This window comes from Smaragdicoccus niigatensis DSM 44881 = NBRC 103563, assembly GCF_000380645.1.
Lineage (GTDB): Bacteria > Actinomycetota > Actinomycetes > Mycobacteriales > Mycobacteriaceae > Smaragdicoccus > Smaragdicoccus niigatensis.
Map to the genome: position 1 here is coordinate 276,421 of NZ_AQXZ01000013.1, position 18,543 is coordinate 294,963.

Sequence of the window (18,543 nt, forward strand, 5' to 3'; positions counted from 1 at the left end):
GAAGAGTTACTCCGAATCGTTCCGGAAGGTCGACACCGCCAGGATGCCCGGAATGTCGCTGACGTCATCGACGACCGCTTGGACGTCGCCTTTCCCGTCGAGGAAGACCCGCAGCTCGATCGAGTGTTGTCCGGGCTCGGCACCTTCCTCGTGCCGCGTCGTGGCGATATCGGTGACGTGGAATCCAGCCTCTTTCGCCGTCTCGACGATCTTCTGAACCAAGCCCTGGCCCTCGTAGAAGCGCACTCGCAACGACGGCGCTTCGGCTTTGACGAACCGGCGGGACCAGCGCGCGAGCGGCGGCAGGAACCACACCGCGACGAAGTAGCCGACGGTTCCGGCGATCGCGAGTTCGGACAGGCCACCGCCGGCCGCAGCACCGATCGAGGCGGTCAGGAAGATGCCGGCCGCGGTCGTGAGTCCGTGAACGACCGAATCGCGTTTGACGAAGATGATGCCGCCGCCGATGAAACCGACACCCGCCACGATCTGGGCTGCCACGCGCGACGGGTCGACCATGATCGTGCCGTCGCGCAGGACGTCGGTGAATCCGTATTTGCTGACGAGCATCCACAGCGCCGACGCAAATCCGACAACGGTGTAGGTCCGCACACCGGCAGACTTCTGCTTGAGTTCGCGCTCGAGCCCAATGAGGACAGACAGCACGAAGGCGATTCCCAAATCGGCGAACTGGTCCCAACTTTGGCCCATCGGCTCGCCAAAAGCCGCAAGGTTCACCAGTTCACGCTAACGCCGGCCACCCCCTCTGGGTGGGGCAAACCGGGCACATTGCCCACACGGGCAACCGATACACGCGCGCGCTTTCCAATACATATGACTAGGCAAACCTCGATCAAGATGTTTCAATCGACAAATGGTCAAAGACGATCTATGGCCGCACTCACCGTCGCGTATGGGCGTTCTCATGAACGTTGCGCTGCGTACCGTGCTGCGGACTCCGAGTCATCTTGTCCCGACAAATCGCCTCGGCGTCGCGCTCGTGCGGACGATGTTCAACGTCGTTTGCTACGCGACCCACGGAACCGAACTCCCCCACACGAAGATCGATGCGCGGTGGTCACGAGGCCGCACTCGCGGTGAGTGGGTCGGCACTCCGGCCAGTCTCGGTCAGACCGTCGTGTACTACATGCACGGCAGTGGCTACGTCGGATGCAGCACGGCAACGCACCGCGGCCTGACATCGGAAATCGCGCGACGACTCGACATGCCGCTGTTCTCCCTCGATTATCGGCTCGCGCCCGAGCACCGGTTCCCCGCTGCTCACGACGACGCACTCAACGGCTTCCTATGGCTCGTCGAGCAAGGGCACCGACCACGCGACATCATCGTGGCGGGCGATTCTGCGGGCGGCCATCTCTCCCTCGGACTCTGCGCGCAACTGCGCGAACTCGGCGTCGACCAGCCACGAGCCGTGATCTGCCTGTCAGCGCTGGTGGACCCCACATGGACGCTGTCCGCCGAGCGGGAGAAGACCGTCAGGGATTCGTTCATGACCGTCGCCCTCGCGAGTCGCATCGTGGGCATGTACACCCGAACCGGAGACCCCCGCGACCCGCGGCTGGACGTCGCATCGGTCGTCGGACCGGACTTCCCGCCGATGCTGCTCCAAGCGGGTGGTCGTGAACTCCTCGCTGCGGACGCCGAGCATTACGCACGAGAACTCAACGCGGCCGGCGGCCACGTCCAGCTCGAAGTGTGGCCCGGGATGTTCCACGTGTTCCAGATCGGCTACCCGTTGCTTCCCGAAGCCCGGGCCGCCCTCGACAGCATCGAAAAGTTCGTCGCGGCACTGGAAGCCGGCCGGAACAGTCGCCTCGCCTGATCGCTCGAGATCCGCGTTTTACAACTAAGCACCTTCTGTCCAAACACATTTCAATTTCGTTTCGACCACGCCACGAATCCGCCCTGGAGTGGCGGCGCCTCCGGTGACCCGCTAGATCCGCTCGAAACTGAGCCAAATCGGTGTTGGAATCTGTGGATCGGGGCGGGAACCATGGCGGGTATCTCACGGCTCGGAAAACGCGTGCTTGCTGCGGTCGCAGCGGCGCTGACCGTGACGATCGGCGCCGCGACGCCGTCCGCGGCCGCGCCGGTCAAGGGACCGCTTCCCGTTCCGTGGGATCTGCGAGCCGGCATCGTTCCCGGACTCGTCGGCGCCGAACAGGCGCCGCCCGGTGCGAACGATTGGCATTGCAAGCCGAGCGCTCGGCACCCCCGACCGGTCGTGCTGGTCAATCCGACCGTCACGACGCAAGCCCTCGCCTTCCAGGCCGGTTCACCGTTCCTGAAGAACCAGGGATTCTGCGTCTTTACGTTCAACTTCGGGAACGTCACGCAGATCCCTGGATTCCCTATCCAGGCCCTCGGCGATATCCGACAGTCCGGCCGCAAACTCGCCGCCACGGTGGACCGAGTGCTCGCCGCAACCGGCGCCTCGCAGGTCGACTTGGTCGGTCAGTCGCAGGGCGCGGGAATCCTCCCCGACTACTACTTGAAGTTTCTCGGCGGAGCGAAGAAGGTGCATACGAAGGTCGGAATCTCGCCGTCGCGGGGAACGACTCTCAGCGACATGGTGTGGATGCGGACCCTCATCCCGGTCATTGGCCCGTTCGGCGAACAGACCATTCGATTCCTCACTCCCGGCCTGACGCAGCAGGAATACGACGACAAGCTCATCAGGCAGGTCTACGGGAACGGGGACACCGTCCCGGGCCCGCAGTACTACGCGATCGTCACCAAGTACGACGAAGTGGTGACCCCGTACGACACGCAGTTCTACGACGCACCGAACGCGACGAACTGGCTCGTTCAAGACGGATGCGCACTCGACCACTCCGAGCACGCCTCGATCCTCTACAGCCAGCGGGCCTGGTGGTACGTGCTCAACGCCCTCGATCCGGCCACCGCCTCGCCGGTTCCGTGCTTCTATGTGGCGCCGTTCCTGCCGTACGTGAGGTAGCCGGTAGCTGCGCAGCCGCTGTTGCAGTTCCCTGACCGAAATATGCCGATATCGTCCTTACCAGGGAACAACTTGACGGCATTTACGGCAGATCAGGAGGCCTGACGATGTTCGGACTGGTGAAGCGGGACGTCCCCTATCGGCTCATCATTCGCGCCTCGAAGGCATGGATGCGGTTCTCCGTGCCGATGGATATGGCCAACACCGAACGCGTGCCCAGAAGCGGCGGTGCCGTGATCGCCTGCAACCACAACTCCTACTTCGACTGGATGATGGCCGCCTACCCCGCGGCCGAGCAGAAGCGGTTCACCCGGTTCATGGCCAAGCGCGAGATCTTCGACAACCGCTTCGGCGGACCCTTCATGCGCGCGTTCAAGCACCTGAGCGTCGATCGCGCCAGCGGCGCCGAGGCCCTCGATGTCGCGGTCGATGCGTGCCGCCGCGGAGAGGTCGTCGGCATCTACCCCGAGGCGACGATCTCGCGCAGTTTCCTCATCAAGGATCTGAAGTCCGGTGCCGTTCGGATCGCAGCCGCCGCCGGCGTGCCGCTCATACCGGTCGTCCACTTCGGGATGCATCGCTATCAGACCAAGGACCACCCGCGCGACTTCTCCCGCGGCAAAGCCGTCGTGATCCGGGTCGGCGAACCGATGCACCTGACCGGCGAAGACCCGGTCGCGGAAACTGCCGAACTGCGCCGCCGCATGGAGGCTCTTCTCGACGAGTGCATCAAGGCGTACCCGCAGAAGGAAGACGGCGCCTGGTGGCTTCCCGCGTCCTACGGCGGGTCTGCGCCATCCCTGGAGAGGGCCGCTGAGCTCGATGACGAAGAGAAGCGCATTCGGGCCGAGCGAAAGGCAGCTCGCAGACAAAGCTGACCGCAAACAGGCAATCCGGACCGCTCGATTTACGATGGCGTCGTGGAGAACGACGGACGGCCCTTGTCGTGGCTCGAGCGCGCCCGTCGAGTCCGCGATGGCGAGGGTGAGCTTGCCAACAAGCCCGCCGAAGTGTCGTACGTCGACCTTCAGGACTTCGTCGAGACGCTGTTGCGCCGCGCGTACGACGCGGTTGTGCTGTGCACCCGTGGCGGCATGTATCTCGAGGTGAGCGACTCGTTCTGCACCCTCACCGGATACCGCCGCGAGGAGCTGCTCGGCCAGACGTCAATCACTCTCGGTCTGGTGGACCCGAATGGTGTGCGCCGCGCAGTCACCTCGGACGTCCATAGCGGTATCGAGGGCCTGTACGCGAACACGATCGTCCGGAAGGACGGCGCGCGCCGAACGGTCGAGTTCTCGCACCAGTTCCTCGACGGCGGCTACACGCTGGTGATCATTCGCGATATTTCGCGGCGATAGGGATCAACAGTCTCGCGTCGCGGTTCGGACCCCAATGCAACGTGCACTTTCCGCGCGGGGAACTCTCATACGCTGCTGGAAACTGGCCCGTCAACGGGTTCCGCGGCCACAGCCACCGACCGGAAACAACGAGCTGTAGTCGCTCCCCGCGCCGGAACATCGTGGCAGACGGACCGAGCGGGAGGTCGACCTGAACGACCTCGCCGGGAGACAGTAACTGCTGGTCAGTCAGGGTGGGAACAGGGGCGAATTCGCGGGTCTGTGTCTCATCGAGCCGTCGCATCGAGGCCTTCTGCCAGCCCGTCGTCACGCGGTCGCGTCCGAAGCCGTACGACCCTTCGAAGGGAACGAACGTCCCGTCGCGCCACTTCTCGACGCCGACGAAGAGATACACGTCCGGCGCGGTCGATTCCACGAACAGCCGCAGCGCCATCGGCCCGACGACCTCGATGTCGTCCGGAACGGTCCAGCCGAACCGAACACCCTGCGATCGAGCGTTGAATGCGATCGATCCCGTCTGCCCGGCTGGCTCCGGTGTCAGGCCAGATTCGTTGAGGCGCAAGGTGGTCCACGTCGCGCCAACCGGCGGCCACGTCGATTCCGCACGAACCGATGCGACGACGTCCCGCGATTCCCGAACCTCGAGCCGGACCGGAGGAAGCTCCGGAGCGTCGATGCCGCGCAGGTGCCGATTGAAGAAGTCCAGCTGCACCGCGAGCGCCTCGTCGGAGTAAAACGTTGCCCACTTGCCCGCACGATGCGTGTACACGTGCCGCTCGACCGAACTGATTCGCTCGAACGCTCGAAACGATCCTCGACTGTGCAGGTTGTTGTCGGAGAAGCTGCCACAGATGAGTAGAGGCACAGTGATCCTCGACAGGTCCGGAACGAGCGAATCCCACCAGTCGTCGTGCAGTGGATGCTTGTCGGCGGCGTCCTCGATCCCGAACGTGAGGCCCGCACGTCGCAAGCCGAGGCTCCAAATCCGGAGGAACCCTTTCTCCCGGATTCCGCCGGGACGGACGAGATCTCGGTAGCAGTCGGTCAAGCCTTCCCACGGCACGATCGCCTTGAGACTCGGCGGATGCAGCGCCGCGGTCTTCCACTGCGACATCGCGAGGTACGAGACACCCATCATCCCGACGGAGCCGTTGCTCCAGGGTTGGGCTCCGGCCCACTCGACGAGGTCGTAGACGTCCTCGCCCTCCTGATCGGTCAACAGGGCGAGCGTCCCCTCGGACGTGCCCGCCTCACGAAGGTCGCAGTTGACGACGGCATATCCCTGCGCAACCCACCAAGCCGGGTCCGGCGCTTCCCACGAGGTCAGCGTCGAGAACCGCACAGTTCGCGGTTGCCGGAGCATCCGGTACTGCACCGAATATCGGTACCCGAATCGGGTTCGTACGGGAAGGTTGTCCTTCCCATACGGATGCGCACACATCACGACCGGGAACGGACCGTCACCCGGCGGGCGATAGACGTTGGCACGCAACGTGGTTCCGTCGCGAGAGACGATCGGGACGTCGAGATCACTGACGATCGCACCCGGTTCCGGTTCGTACACCGTGACGTCCGGATGAATCAGTCCGCGAATCCGAGAGATCGCATACCGAACCGCACCGGGACGCTTCCACGGCCGATCACGCGCCGGGGCGTTCGGGTCGGGCATGATCGACCTCCGTCAGTCGAAGCGCACTGCATTCCAATCGACGATCCGTGGGTCGGCGAGCCCTTCACTGACAAATGGGTCGCCAGCGATGAATCGCTCGGCCTCTTCGCGCGAGGTGAAGATTCCCATCGATCCGCCGGCCGCGTCCGGGGCACCAAACGGGCCCAGCGCGACGAGACCGCCGCCACCCGCCTGGAAGGCCTCGTAAAACGCCTTGTGCTGGGGGTAGATCTCCATGAGGCGAGCTCGATCGACGCCGTCACGGAGGGTGTAGAACAGCACGGTTTCCATGCGTTGTGACATTACCGGTGCTTGATCATGCCGGGCGGCGGAGCATCAGCTCGATCGGCGGCGACCCGAGCGGCCGCACAACGTCCAGAGTGACAAATCCGTGGCGCCGGTACAGGCGCGCGCTGTCGGGGCTGGTGGCCTCGAGGTAGGCAGATGTTCGCTCCACGTCGCAACGGTCGACCAAGGACTTCAGCATCGCGCTGCCCACGCCCTCGCCCCGGACACCATCTCGGACGCCGATGAACGGCACGTAGTAGTGCGGCTCCCGGATGTGTTTGTGTTCGAAGATCGTCAGTAATCCGAAGGCGTGCCCGAGGCGGCGACCAAAGACGCGACCGAACCCCACACTGTTTCGCACTTCGACGGAGAACGGTGTTCGCCATTTGTTCGGCGGCAGAACGAGCATCGCGCCGACCTCTCCTTCCGCGGTCGAAGCCACCAGGCATGCGTTGTACGGCAACGCAACCGCCTGAGCTTCAATGGCGAAGAAGCGACGCAGCGCAGCCGGGCGCCGGCGGTCATCCGGAACGAGCCAGCGCATCACCGGATCGGTCGTGAAAGCCTCGGCCAATATGTCTGCAATCGGTCGCCAGTCATCACGTGTGGCCGTCTCGACTCCCGTCAGGGCGCTCGCCTCCCCCAGGCACCGACAAGCGCGGGTCCCACGTCCCAGTAGTTCGGATCGGTGAGCAGTTGATCGACCGCGTCGAGGTCGGCTTGGGTCGCGATTCCGGCCTCGACGATGCGCGGCCAGAGCGTCCGCAGCGACAGCCCAATCCATTCCGCGAACGGCGAAAGCCCTTGCACAACCGGGGCATTCACCGCGGCATCGATATCGGACAGTCCCGCGTCGACGAGCGGCTTGGGGAAGGTGCGGGCCCATTCGTAGGAGGTACCCGTCCGACCGATCATCTCCGCGAATGCGCGCCAAGCCTTCGGCATCGGCGGGTAGGGCGAGGAGTCGGCGGTGAACATCGAGAAGTTGTCGAGGTACAGCCATCCGCCCGGCGCGAGCCACTCGCACACCCGGGGAACGGCGTTGACCCGGTCCGCTATGTGCTCGAATACCGCTCTCGCGTAGATGAAGTCGAACGATCCGGGGGCGAAATCGTCGGTCAGCAGATTGTGTTGCAGCACCGTCAGATTCGGCTCGTCGAGTTGACTGATCCACCGCGTGTCGAGGTCAGTCGCGGTGACCGATCCGGTCGGGCCGACCTGCTGGCACATCCATCGAGTCATCGACCCGTGTCCGGCGCCAATCTCGAGACACCGCGCGCCCGGCCCGATTCCGAGTTGTGTGAGTCGAGCAGTGGCTCCGGGGTCGAAGATCTGCTCGAGCAGGGCAAGACGTCTACCCTCGTGTTCCCACTCCGGGCTCAGCACGTACCGCGGGGTATCGGAGGTGGTCATGGCGCCGCTCCAGCAGTTCGAACGACTTCTTTTACACCCGTCAGTCTGGGCTATCAGTCGTCTTCGAGCAGGCGCTTCGGATGCATGCCGTCGACCTGCCCCACGAACGGCGGATGGATGCTGTAGCCGAGCATTCGTCGAATGTCTTCCGAGACTCGGCGCACCGTCTCCTTCGTCATGGAGAGCGCGAACGCCTCCTGGGTCCGCAGCCAGGGCTCGCAATATTGCGCGGTCAGGGCAAGCCGAGATCCTTGCGTGCGGTTGGCCCCACCGCCGTGCCACAACGTGCCGAGGAAGAAAACGCACGAACCAGCGCTCATCACGACCGGCTTGCGATCCAGGTCCGCGGGCATCTCATGGCCCCAGAGGTGACTGCCGGGGATGATGTCGGTCGCGCCGTTGTCCGCCGTGAAGTCGTCGATCGCCCAGATCGTGGCCGCACTCAACGCCGCGCGCGGTCGCGGCAGCGGGTAGAAGCTGTCGTCGCAGTGCAGCATCTGGCGCTGCTCCCCCGGCAGGATGTTGATCGCCTGCAGCATCGACAGCAGGTAGTTCGGCATGAGCAATCGATCGAGAATCGCAAGCACCCGCGGATGGTCCGCAATCCGATCGCAGCTCGAGGTCTTGTTCAGGACGCTGTACACGCGCTGTGTCGTGTGGCCCTCGAAGTTGTTCCGCCCCCGCCGATCCAGATACGGCGCAATGGCTTCACGCACCTCGTCGAGCTCAGTCGAAGTCAGCAGATCCGGCAGGATCACATAGCCGTCGCGCTGCACCGCAGCCAGATCTGCGTCCGCGATCGCCGGATCAACGGTCGCGCCGCTGCTCGCCGTGCGGCGATACGTCCCGGCCAAGTCCCCGGCAAGATCCACCAACGATGACACCTGCGTGCTCATAGCCACCTCGTAACATAACTGAGTTCTGTTATGTTTTGGACTATGGCACGGGCCCCGATCGGACGTCAACAACTTCTCACCGCTGCCCGCGACGAGTTGGTCCGCGGCAACGGTCTGCTCGAGCTCAGCGCGCTCACCCGCCGCGCCCAACTCAGTACCGGAGCGCTCTATCACCACTTCGGATCCAAAAGTGGTCTCCTCGCGGCGATCTACGACGGCTTCTACGACGGACTTCGGCACGCGATCGCCGATCCGCACCTTCCCACCGAGGCCGATTGGGGCACTCGGGAACGCAGACGCACCCATCTCTTCGTCGACTACCACTTCGCCGACCCGCTCGCCCCGATCCTGCTGAACCGCGCCGCTCTCGACCCAGAACTCGCCGAACTCGAGGCAGTGCACATCCAGACCATGAGTGCGTTCGCCGCCGACAACATTCGGCACGGGCAGTCCGTCGGCGAATTGCCCTCCACACTCGATGCCGCGAGCGCTGGGGCCTTCGTCATCGGTGGCCTCCGACACGGAATCGCACAACAACTACGGGCAGAACCGCCGGTAGAACCGTTCGAGGCCGGCGAGCGACTGTGGCATCTCGTCGCGTCATCCCTCGGAATTGCCTGACCAGCCCCGATTTCTTCCGACCTTGTGCAATCCCGGCTAGCGTCACGAATATGACGCAGGGCTACGTGTTCGACCAGGCGTGGCACGACGAACGCGCTCGAATCGCGGGCATGGAATCGCTCTGGGATTCGGGCACGATCGCGGTGCTCGATGGCCTCGGGATCCAACCCGGATGGCACTGTCTCGAGGTCGGTGCGGGTGGCGGAACCATCGCGCATTGGCTCAGCGAACGCGCAATGGTGACGGCGACGGATCTCGACACCCGCTTCGTCGAACCGCTCGCTTCGGAGATGCTTCTCGTGAGCCGGCACGACATACGTGAAGATCCGCTCCCACCCGCTGAGTTCGACCTGATTCACACCCGCCTCGTTCTCGAGCACCTCCCCGAGCGCCTCGCGATCATCGACAAACTGATCGCCGCATTGAAGCCAGGCGGAGTGCTCGTCGTCGAGGACTACGACTGGACGTCCTTCGGGTGGACGCCATCGGACGAACGTCTGGAGCGCGGCGTCGAGGCAGTGTTCAGACTCATGCAGCGGGCCGGATTCGTGCCGTTCTACGGACGAGCCGTTGTCGGCGACCTGGTGGCCGCCGGACTGCTCGACGTGCAAGGACACGGTCGCGCATTGCTGATCCGGATGGATCACCCCGGCGCGGCCTTCTTCAGATTGACATTGGATGCACTGGCGCCGGCCTTGGTGAAAGCCGAACTGATCAGCGCCGAGGACGCGGAATACATGCAGGGGCAGTTCGCCGACCCCGCGCAGCGCCTGATGACCCCGCAGATGGTCGTAGCGATCGGACGGAAGGCGTGACCGCGGCCCTCTCTACTCGGCTGACCAAGCAACTCGGGATCGCACACCCGATCATCTCGGCCCCCATGGCACTGGCCGCCGGCGGCGCGCTGGCGGCGGCGGTCACTCGCGCGGGCGGGCTCGGCCTCATCGGCGGCGGATACGGGAACTCCGACTGGATTCGCACGCAGTTCGAGGCAGCGGGTGCCGAACGGGTTGGCGTCGGATTCATCACCTGGTCGGTTCAGCGGTCGCCGGGCGTTGTGGCGGAAGCTCTCGCACTCAATCCGGTCGCCGTCATGCTGTCGTTCGGCGACCCGGCGGCATTCGCTGATCAGATCAAAGACGCCGGTGCCACGCTTATTTGCCAGTGCCAGAACCTCAACCACGTCGAGCAGGCAGTCCGAGCCGGGGCTGACATCATCGTCGCCCAAGGGTCCGAGGCAGGTGGGCACGGCGCGTTCCGCGGAACGCTGAGTCTGGTGCCGGAAGTGGCGGATTTCCTCTCGACGCGATCTCCGGAAACCCTGCTCGTGGCCGCGGGTGGCATCGCCGACGGCCGAGCGTTGGCGGCGTCACTTCTGCTTGGCGCAGACGGCGTATTGATGGGAACTCGGCTCTGGGCATCGTCCGAGGCGGTCGTGCACCCGCGCCATCACGAGACGATTGTCGCGTCGAACGGCGATGACACGATTCGCACGAGTACTCCCGACATCGCCCGCGGTCTCGACTGGCCGGCCGAGTTCACCGCCCGCATACGGCGAAATGCGTTCACCGAGCGGTGGCACGGTGACGAGCAATCGTTGGCCGCGAACACCGCCGTCGAGGGGCCGCGCTATTCCGCCGCGTTTGCCGACGGCGACCCCGACAACGCTGGCGTCTTCTTCGGCGAAGCCGCCGGACTGATCCATTCGATCGAGCCCGCGGGTTCGATCATCGAACGCGTCATTGCCGAGGCGGTGGCCGTATTGCGCTCCGGCGCTTCGTATCTGAGGTGAAAGCATGCAGGTCCTCCGAACCCCCGAGTCCCGCTTCGCGAATCTGTCCGACTACCAGTTCGATCCGCACTACGTGGACGTCGTCGCGTCGGACAGCGAGCCCGTCCGCATGCACTATGTCGACGAGGGCCCACGGGATGGACGGCCGATCGTGCTCCTCCACGGCGAGCCGACCTGGAGTTACCTCTATCGGACGATGATCCCGCCGCTCGCTGCTGCGGGTTATCGCGTGCTCGCGCCCGACCTCATTGGATTCGGCAAGTCCGACAAGCCGACCAAGCGCGATGACTACACCTACTTGCGGCACGTCGAGTGGGTGACGAACTGGATCGAGACTCTCGACCTGAGCGACATCACGGCATTCGTGCAGGACTGGGGATCGCTCATCGGGCTTCGCATCGCCGCGGAGCAACAGCACCGGTTCAGCCGCATGGTCGTCGGAAACGGTTTTCTGCCGACCGCCGATCGCCCGACACCGAGCGCGTTCACGATCTGGCGAGCCTTCGCACGGTATTCCCCAGTGTTGCCGTGTGGCCGAATCGTGCAGGTGGGAACGGTCAACAAGATCTCGGGCGCGGTCCGAGCCGCCTACGACGCACCGTTCCCCAGCGCGAAGTATCAAGCGGGCGCGCGCGTGTTTCCAGCACTCGTGCCAACAGATCCCAGTAATCGGGCGGTGCCGGCAAACCGCGCCGCGTGGGAGGTCCTGGGTCGATGGGAGAAACCATTCCTGTGCCTTTTCGGCGCCGCCGACCCGATCCTCGGGAAGGGTGACCGGCCGCTGATCAACCACATTCCGGGCACAGCCGGTCAGCCGCACGCTCGACTGCGGGCCGGACATTTCGTTCAAGAAGACGCCGGGCCCGAACTCGCACAGCGGATCATATCCTGGGAGGCACAGTGACTGACCCCGACATGTTCGCCCGCGGACTCGAGATGAGGCGTCAGGTGCTCGGCGCCGAGTACGTCGACGCCAATCTCAACGGCACCGACGAGTTCATGATGACCTTCCAGAAACTGCTCACCGAGTGGGCGTGGGGTTATTCGTGGAGTCGGCCGGGCCTCGACCCGAAGACCCGCAGCCTCATCAACCTCGCGATGCTCACGGCACTGGGCAAGTACGAAGAGCTCTCGATTTACGTCAAAGGCGCGCTCAACACCGGCGTCACCGTGCAGGAGATCTCGGAGGTGCTCCTCCACGCAACCGTCTACTGCGGAACGCCGGCCGGGCGGCAGGCGTTCCGCGCCGCGCATAAGGCACTTATCGAGGAAGGCGCGCTCGAGAAGCCCGCTGAGTAGTCGGCCGGCCTTCGACGAAGAGCCTGCCCAACTCCCCCGCCGCGCCGCGCCACCCGGCAGCCTTGACCGCCTGCCAGGTGTCCTTGCCCGCGAGAGCCAGACCAGCCCAGAACATGACCTCGGCGGCAACCAGGGAGCCACCGACCAATCCGGCGCCGGTCGCCAACGAGACGCCGACGAGAAACGCCCCGGTGACAAAGATCCACGGGACGAACGACAGCACCATCAATGCCACACCGAGCCGGAACAGCATTTCCTACCTCCGAAACACGTTGTGCAACGATCGTTGCACAACAACTGTTGTACTACGATAGCAAACATGCCCAGAACTGTCGATCCTGCGCAGCGTCGGTCCGAGGTCGCCGCGGCGGCACGGTCAGTCATTGCACGGGACGGATTCGACGCGACGACCGTGCGCCGGGTCGCCGCCGAGGCCGGCAGCTCGACGACGGTGGTCACCCACTATTTCGCCGACAAAGAAGCCTTACTGCTGGCGGCCGTGCAGGACGCCTACACCGCCCTGGTCGCCCGGATGGCAGCGTGCGTCGACGGCGGGCCCGGCGGGTTGCCGACACTGCGCGCACTGCTGCTCGAAGCGCTCCCCCTCGACGACGTGCGCGCGGCGGAGGCCCGAGTGTGGCTCGCTTTCTGGTCAGCGGCGATCACGCGACCAACGCTGCGCGAAGTGCAGCGCGAAAGCTACCGCGAGTGGCGCGAATTCATCGCACAGGTCCTCGCCGATGCCGTTCGGCGCGACGAGGTCGACCCACATCTCGATCTTGCGGCTGCGGCTGAACGCCTTACCTGCCTGATGGACGGGATGTTGGTTCAGGCGGCACTCGAGCCTGGACGCCTCTCCCCCGAACGCCAGATCGAGATGGTCGACCTGGCGTTGGCTCGACTCTGATTTACCGCGGTGAGATCTCGATCGGGATGGAGAAGTCGGCGCTGCGGAAGACGCGAGCACCCAGTTCACTGAGCCGAGCCATGATGCCGTACTTGCGGTTCAAGATCTTGCGAACCCGGCTGGCATCACTGAACTCGAGAACGCGCGCGGTGCCTTCGACCACGGGTGACCCGGGCTTGATGGCACCGCGCACGCTGCACGGTTGCAGAGTGACATTCGGATTGCGCGCAATCCGCTTGACCTTCCATGCCTTCGTCTCGGAGAAGAAGTACAGGCGACCGTCGCTGGGCGCGATCCACACCGGTGTTGCGACGGGCGTCCCGTCTTTGCGGAAGCTCGTGAAACTGACGTAATCCGCCTTGCCGACAACGTCCCAATCCGAAGTGTTTGTCACGAAGGGAGATTCTCCGTCACGAACGAACCTCGCGGAGGTCCGTTCGCGATCAGGTGAACGACGATGCAGGTCTACTTCTTCTTAGCGCCGCCCGGGGCCGGCTCCGAGTAGACCCTGCCGTACGCGATCACGGTGTCGCCGGTCGAGGCCTCGAGTTTCACGTAGGGGCGAAGGTTCACCCGGCCGAGAACACCCTTCACCGTGCCGTGGAAGCCCTGGAGTCGGATCGAACCCGCGGGACCGTTCACGTTGCCAGCGCCCACCGGAATGTCCACGATGCCGGGTCCGAGGCCGACTTTGATCGCGCCGACGGCTTGCGGGATGAGCTGTGCCGAGAATGTGATCGGCGACGCGGCCGAGGTGCACGTTTGATTCGAGCAGGTCGTGGTGGTGGTGTTGCTGTAGGTCAGGCTCGGCGAGGTCCAACTAGCCTCGATCGTGCCGTCAACGGTGCCCGGGTAGCCGACTTGGTAGCCGAAGGTGACCTTTCCTTGGAAGCCACCTGCCTTAGGCCCGGCGACGTTGTAACCGACCGTGCCGTTGATGAACCACTCACGAGTCGTCGGGCCGCCATCGAGCGGCGGATAGAAGTCGACCTGGAAGTCTTTGAGAATGGCCGTGAGTTTGTCGCCGTAGAAGTCCACGATCGACGCGCGGCCGTCAATCGCCGCGGCCGCCTCACCGGATCCCGTAACTGCGCCGAAGCCGATCACCGAACTCAAGGCGAGAGTGCCGAGCGCGAGAGCACCAATTCGCTGGGCTCGATCGCTTCGGCTCGCCCATAGGGCTGACACCTTTCCCCTAACTCGCATTGCCCCCGCCTTAGATGAGTTCTCGTTTGATTCATTGGCAAGGTAGCCATCTCAACAAACAGCGACTTTTCCGGCGTGCACACGCGTTCTGAATCGTGATAGCCCGACCACCGATGCGTTATCTGACGCGCCGAATCGCGCTGGCGGCTGGCATGAATTACTTGTCGAAGGTGCCGATTATTTCCGTGCTGGGGGTATCCCGCGCACCGTCTGTGCCTATGGGTCGTTGAAAGGCCGTCCCGTTCGACAAATCGGCGAGAACCACATTGGTCATAATGACTTTGCTCTGCTGTACGATGGCGAGCGCGCCGGGCCGATATCCGGGCCATGCATTGCCAGTTACGTTCGGTTTTTGCTTCAGCGCAACCGGCGCGGTGATCGGACTACCGCTGATGCAACGGACCCGCGGCATGCCCGCCGCGTCGATGAGCACCGCTGTTCCCGACTCGAAGACCGCCTGAACGGCCACGGACTTGTCGCCGTCGAGCGAATAGTGCGTGACCCGAGTGTCGAAGCGAAGCCGAACCGGCGTCAGCTCGTCGAGGTATGTAGCGACATCCGCCGAGGTGAGTGGCCGCCCGCCGCTCCAATACAACGTCGGATCATCGTTGAGGGCCGCGATCAACGCGCGCGACCGGTCCGAATTCGGGCTGAAGAGGCCGTTGATTATCGAGCGATCACAGTCCGCCACCTGCGGTTGACCGGCAAACAGTCCGGGCGAATCGCCGAGGATCGGCCGCGCGACGATGTTCTCCCCGGAACCCTTGTCTGGCAATGCCGGCAGGCTTGTCGGCTGCGCATCGGGAGCGGTCATCGGCATGAACGGATTCGCCCCGCCGTCCGCCACTCCGAGGAGCACCAACTGGGGCGCGGTCGTTGTGGTCGAGGCGGGAATCCAGTACCAGCCAGCAAGGGCGGCTGCCGCGACCGCGACGAACACGAGGGCGAGATGAATCAGGCGCCGGCGCCCATTCTTTGGTTTCCGAGGCGGCGTCTCGATCCGCGGCGTCTCGATCTGCGGCGGCGGCACATCGGTCGGCAACGGCGGACGCGTGGGAATGTCGCCTTCGGACGGCAGCCAGTGCGCCGCGCGAGCCGGAGTACTTGTCGGTGGTTGAGTGAGTGCGGGCGGACTCGTCGGAACATCGGATTGCGACCGAAGCGCTTCTGGTCGCCACGTGGTCGATTCCATCGACACATTCGTTGCCCCGCGTGCCCCAGGCTGGGTGCGCGCACTCACCGAATCCGGTGGGCATGCGCTGATCGCGTCGTTCAATGCTCGGGCCAGGGCCCCGCAGCTTTGGAAACGCCGGTCGCGGTCTTTCGCGAGCGCGAACTCCATCACGGCGTCGATCTCAGCGGATATCGAGCCGAAGCGGTCGGGCCGTTCGGCGCTCAAGTGGGGAATCTTGCCGACCAGGTGTCCGGCCATCCACTGCGCGGGAGTCGTCCCGGGATACGGCAGCACCCCCGTCATCAGTCGGTACAACGTGCAGCCGAGGGCATAGACATCGACGCGATGGTCGAGCCGCATCGATGGGTCGAACTGTTCGGGAGCCGCGTACTGCAGGCTGCCGGCGAACATGCCCGTGGCAGTGACCTGTCGCGGATCGTTGAGTGCCTTCGCGATTCCGAAGTCCGCGAGATACACCCGCTCCGCGTGCCCGCCGACCGGCTTCGCCAGCAAGATGTTCTGTGGTTTGACGTCGCGGTGGACGATCCCTCGTTCGTGCGCGTAGTCGAGTGCCGCCGCCGTCTCGCTGATGATCCTGCCCACCCGGTGTACCGGCATCGGACCATCTCGAAGCGGAGCGGCAGCGTCCGTTCCTTCGATGTATTGCATCGACAGCCAGAGCTGGCCGGCCTCGTCGCCGCGGTCGTACACGGTGACGATGTTCGGGTGTTCGAGCAGTGCCGCATGCTCGGCCTCGAGCAAGAACCGCTCACGAATGCTCTCATCGTCGGTCAAATGCCGCGACAGCAGCTTGAGCGCGACCTTCCGCGGAAGATTTGGATGCTTGGCGAGAAATACCGATCCCATTCCGCCCACGCCAAGCTGGCGAACGATCTCGTACCCGGCGATGAAGTCTCCAGGTCCGAATTCTCTGTTCGCCATCTCCTGCCCGCCTTTCACACTGGCCGTGAGAATCAGACGATGCGTTTTGCGGAACCGACAACGTTAGCTTCGCGCAAATATCGCAGGCGTGCCAGACCGTGCCTATAACGCCCACCCGTCGAATAAACTCCAGACAAACCCCAGTTCACCCGCACTCAGGGGTCGTCATGAGCACTGCGACGATGTTCGCCAGACTGCTCTTGGCTGTGGTTTTCGCGGTGGCAGGCAGTGCGAAACTCGTCAACCCGGAAGCGGTGGCGACCGCGGTCCGAGAATTCGGGGTTCCGCGAGTCCTCGTCCGGCCCGTCGCCCGGGCATTGCCGGTTATCGAACTCGCCTTGGCGATTTCTCTCGTAGTCGCCGCGACCGCCCTCTGGGCGGGGATAGCCTCGATCGTTCTGCTCGCGCTGTTCACCTCGGCGATGGCTATTTCGCTGGCCCGCGGCCGCCGCCCGGACTGCCGTTGCTTCGGCCAGGTGCAGTCGTCGCCCATCGGTGCCAGGTCGGTCATCCGTAACGTGTTCCTCGCGGGTGTCGCCGGCTTCGTCGTGTGGAGCACCGCGCAATATGGCGCACTCGGAATTGGTGAGTGGCTGAGCCGGTTGACCGCAATTCAGTTGGTCGTCGGAGGATGTGTCACTGGATTCGTCGCGCTGGAATCCGTCCAAGTGTGGTTCCTCCTGAATCTCGCACGCGAGCAAGGACGTTTGCACCTGCGACTCGATGCGCTCGACCAGGCCGCTGCTTCCAATACACCCGAAAGAGCCGGCGCCGGACCCGCAATCGGCTCGGCTGCACCCGAATTCGAGCTGCCCGGTTTGTTCGGTGAGACGCTGACATTGCAGTCTCTGCGCGCCGAAGGCCGGCCGGTTCTGCTGGTCTTCTCCGACCCACATTGCGGGCCCTGCGCCCAACTGATGCCGGCGATCGCACAGTGGCAGGACGAGCACACCGACGCCCTGACGATCGCGATCGTGAGCCGCGGTGATCCCACCGAGAACCGCAACAAGGCGGCGGCGGACGGCGTCCGGCGCGTGTTGATTCAGCACGACAACGAGGTCGCGGACCGCTTCTCCGTCAGCGGCACACCAACCGGCGTCCTGGTGCGTGCGGACGGAACAATCGGCGCTCCCCTTGCACCGGGGCCCGACGCCATCTCTGCGCTGGTCGCGTCCGCAACCCGACCCAGACCAGCCGATCCGCCGCCCGCTCCGGCCATCGGAACGACTGCGCCTGGATTCGAACTCCCCGATATCGAGGGCACGCCCACGGCCCTGCATCGATTCCGGGGACGCCAACTCCTGCTCCTCTTTTGGAATCCCCACTGCCGCTTCTGTGCGCTCATGCTCGAGGATCTCCGCGCCTGGGAATCCACCGGATTCGTCGCCGCACCCCAACTGGTCGTCATCTCCACGGGTTCCCTCGCCGAGAACCGTGCATTGAACTTGAGCAGCCCGGTTCTCAGCGACCCCGACAATTCGGTGGCGGCGCGATTCGGCGCCCGCGGAACACCTATGGCACTCCTCGTGAGCCCGATCGGAACCATCGAATCGGGCCTGGCTGCGGGCGCTGAGGCGGTGTTCGACCTCGTGCGAAATCTGCCGCTGACCTCGTCAAAAGTGAGAAGAACCTGAACATTTACCGTGCACCGCGAGCGGTTCATACTGAGTGAGTCCCAGCACTGCGGCTCCAGCATCAAGCTGAGTTCGGAGCGACGGCATGGAGGACGCCCGGTTCGAATCCTTCACTCGCGCAATAGCTTCCGCGCCCGTCAAACGTCGCACCCTGATAAACCTGGCCGCTGTCCTCTTTGCCGGAAATGCCTCGCGGGCATTATTCGGAGCACCCCGAGCCGCGGCGAATGAGTTCTGTACCAACGGGACAACCCTGTGCGGCGACATCTGCGTCAACACCTATACCGACCCCGAAAACTGCGGTGGGTGCGGCAACACCTGTAACTACGGGATCTGCAACAGCGGCACCTGCGGATGCGGC

22 protein-coding genes are annotated in these 18,543 nt (G+C 64.4%); 12 read left to right on the plus strand and 10 right to left on the minus strand.

Going from position 1 to position 18,543, the window contains the following annotated elements; translation table 11 throughout:
• Positions 1–6 precede the first annotated feature (6 nt).
• Positions 7–738 (minus strand): MgtC/SapB family protein, encoded by a 732-nt coding sequence (locus F600_RS0106910; RefSeq protein WP_026306246.1) that lies wholly within the window; start codon positions 736–738, stop codon positions 7–9.
• Between the two features lie 136 nt (positions 739–874).
• Here F600_RS0106910 and F600_RS0106915 point away from each other — a divergent pair, with 136 nt between their 5' ends.
• From F600_RS0106915 to F600_RS0106930, 4 genes are all read left to right on the plus strand, one after another.
• The gene (locus F600_RS0106915; protein ID WP_018159869.1) at positions 875–1,843 is read left to right on the plus strand and encodes an alpha/beta hydrolase; all 969 of its coding nucleotides are present in this window, start codon (positions 875–877) and stop codon (positions 1,841–1,843) included.
• Positions 1,844–2,014: 171 nt separating this feature from the next.
• Complete coding sequence (locus F600_RS0106920) at positions 2,015–2,980, plus strand: esterase/lipase family protein (protein ID WP_018159870.1); 966 nt, start codon at positions 2,015–2,017, stop codon at positions 2,978–2,980.
• A gap of 107 nt (positions 2,981–3,087) precedes the next feature.
• Positions 3,088–3,858: a lysophospholipid acyltransferase family protein gene (locus tag F600_RS0106925; protein ID WP_018159871.1), complete on the plus strand. Its 771-nt coding sequence runs from the start codon at positions 3,088–3,090 to the stop codon at positions 3,856–3,858.
• Positions 3,859–3,900: 42 nt separating this feature from the next.
• Complete coding sequence (locus tag F600_RS0106930; RefSeq protein ID WP_018159872.1) at positions 3,901–4,341, plus strand: PAS domain-containing protein; 441 nt, start codon at positions 3,901–3,903, stop codon at positions 4,339–4,341.
• Here F600_RS0106930 and F600_RS0106935 read toward each other — a convergent pair.
• From F600_RS0106935 to F600_RS0106955, 5 genes are read right to left on the minus strand one after another with little or no spacing between them, the layout of a single operon-like run.
• On the minus strand, positions 4,316–6,010 hold the full coding sequence (locus F600_RS0106935) for a CocE/NonD family hydrolase (RefSeq protein ID WP_018159873.1): 1,695 nt from the start codon (positions 6,008–6,010) through the stop codon (positions 4,316–4,318). The genes F600_RS0106930 and F600_RS0106935 overlap by 26 nt on opposite strands.
• A gap of 12 nt (positions 6,011–6,022) precedes the next feature.
• Positions 6,023–6,301: a YciI family protein gene (locus F600_RS0106940; RefSeq protein WP_018159874.1), complete on the minus strand. Its 279-nt coding sequence runs from the start codon at positions 6,299–6,301 to the stop codon at positions 6,023–6,025.
• 25 nt (positions 6,302–6,326) lie between these two features.
• On the minus strand, positions 6,327–6,872 hold the full coding sequence (locus tag F600_RS31870) for a GNAT family N-acetyltransferase (protein ID WP_018159875.1): 546 nt from the start codon (positions 6,870–6,872) through the stop codon (positions 6,327–6,329).
• Between the two features lie 50 nt (positions 6,873–6,922).
• A complete protein-coding gene (locus F600_RS27265; protein ID WP_018159876.1) occupies positions 6,923–7,711 on the minus strand; it encodes a class I SAM-dependent methyltransferase in 789 nt (262 codons plus the stop codon).
• Between the two features lie 53 nt (positions 7,712–7,764).
• Complete coding sequence (locus tag F600_RS0106955) at positions 7,765–8,607, minus strand: phytanoyl-CoA dioxygenase family protein (protein ID WP_026306247.1); 843 nt, start codon at positions 8,605–8,607, stop codon at positions 7,765–7,767.
• A 42-nt stretch (positions 8,608–8,649) separates the two neighbouring features.
• Here F600_RS0106955 and F600_RS0106960 point away from each other — a divergent pair, with 42 nt between their 5' ends.
• From F600_RS0106960 to F600_RS0106980, 5 genes are read left to right on the plus strand one after another with little or no spacing between them, the layout of a single operon-like run.
• Positions 8,650–9,228, plus strand: coding sequence for a TetR/AcrR family transcriptional regulator (locus tag F600_RS0106960; protein ID WP_018159878.1), 579 nt, complete (start codon positions 8,650–8,652; stop codon positions 9,226–9,228).
• Between the two features lie 50 nt (positions 9,229–9,278).
• The gene (locus F600_RS0106965; protein ID WP_018159879.1) at positions 9,279–10,043 is read left to right on the plus strand and encodes a class I SAM-dependent methyltransferase; all 765 of its coding nucleotides are present in this window, start codon (positions 9,279–9,281) and stop codon (positions 10,041–10,043) included.
• Positions 10,040–11,020: an NAD(P)H-dependent flavin oxidoreductase gene (locus F600_RS0106970; protein ID WP_018159880.1), complete on the plus strand. Its 981-nt coding sequence runs from the start codon at positions 10,040–10,042 to the stop codon at positions 11,018–11,020. The genes F600_RS0106965 and F600_RS0106970 overlap by 4 nt, the downstream gene beginning before the upstream one ends.
• Positions 11,021–11,024: 4 nt before the next feature.
• A complete protein-coding gene (locus F600_RS0106975; protein WP_018159881.1) occupies positions 11,025–11,924 on the plus strand; it encodes a haloalkane dehalogenase in 900 nt (299 codons plus the stop codon).
• Complete coding sequence (locus tag F600_RS0106980; protein WP_018159882.1) at positions 11,921–12,319, plus strand: carboxymuconolactone decarboxylase family protein; 399 nt, start codon at positions 11,921–11,923, stop codon at positions 12,317–12,319. The genes F600_RS0106975 and F600_RS0106980 overlap by 4 nt, the downstream gene beginning before the upstream one ends.
• On the opposite strand, the gene F600_RS27270 is transcribed toward F600_RS0106980, so the two are convergent.
• A complete protein-coding gene (locus tag F600_RS27270; protein WP_018159883.1) occupies positions 12,282–12,572 on the minus strand; it encodes a transporter suffix domain-containing protein in 291 nt (96 codons plus the stop codon). The two genes, F600_RS0106980 and F600_RS27270, sit on opposite strands and share 38 nt — an antisense overlap.
• A gap of 66 nt (positions 12,573–12,638) precedes the next feature.
• Between F600_RS27270 and F600_RS0106990 the strand changes: the two genes are divergently transcribed.
• Positions 12,639–13,226 (plus strand): TetR/AcrR family transcriptional regulator, encoded by a 588-nt coding sequence (locus tag F600_RS0106990; RefSeq protein ID WP_018159884.1) that lies wholly within the window; start codon positions 12,639–12,641, stop codon positions 13,224–13,226.
• 1 nt (position 13,227) lies between these two features.
• On the opposite strand, the gene F600_RS0106995 is transcribed toward F600_RS0106990, so the two are convergent.
• The 3 genes from F600_RS0106995 to F600_RS30170 all read right to left on the minus strand — a co-directional run bounded on the left by F600_RS0106995 (position 13,228) and on the right by F600_RS30170 (position 16,548).
• Positions 13,228–13,620 (minus strand): PPOX class F420-dependent oxidoreductase, encoded by a 393-nt coding sequence (locus F600_RS0106995; RefSeq protein ID WP_018159885.1) that lies wholly within the window; start codon positions 13,618–13,620, stop codon positions 13,228–13,230.
• A gap of 71 nt (positions 13,621–13,691) precedes the next feature.
• Positions 13,692–14,432 carry an MspA family porin gene (locus F600_RS27275; protein ID WP_081628744.1) on the minus strand — a complete coding sequence of 247 codons (741 nt, stop codon included), beginning with the start codon at positions 14,430–14,432 and terminating at the stop codon, positions 13,692–13,694.
• Between the two features lie 157 nt (positions 14,433–14,589).
• Positions 14,590–16,548 (minus strand): serine/threonine-protein kinase, encoded by a 1,959-nt coding sequence (locus tag F600_RS30170; protein ID WP_018159887.1) that lies wholly within the window; start codon positions 16,546–16,548, stop codon positions 14,590–14,592.
• Positions 16,549–16,715: 167 nt separating this feature from the next.
• Between F600_RS30170 and F600_RS30175 the strand changes: the two genes are divergently transcribed.
• Together F600_RS30175 and F600_RS32105 are read left to right on the plus strand one after the other, a co-directional pair.
• A complete protein-coding gene (locus F600_RS30175) occupies positions 16,716–18,182 on the plus strand; it encodes a MauE/DoxX family redox-associated membrane protein (protein WP_018159888.1) in 1,467 nt (488 codons plus the stop codon).
• An 85-nt stretch (positions 18,183–18,267) separates the two neighbouring features.
• Positions 18,268–18,543: hypothetical protein (locus F600_RS32105; protein ID WP_211220046.1), on the plus strand; the 276-nt coding region annotated here is incomplete at its 3' end.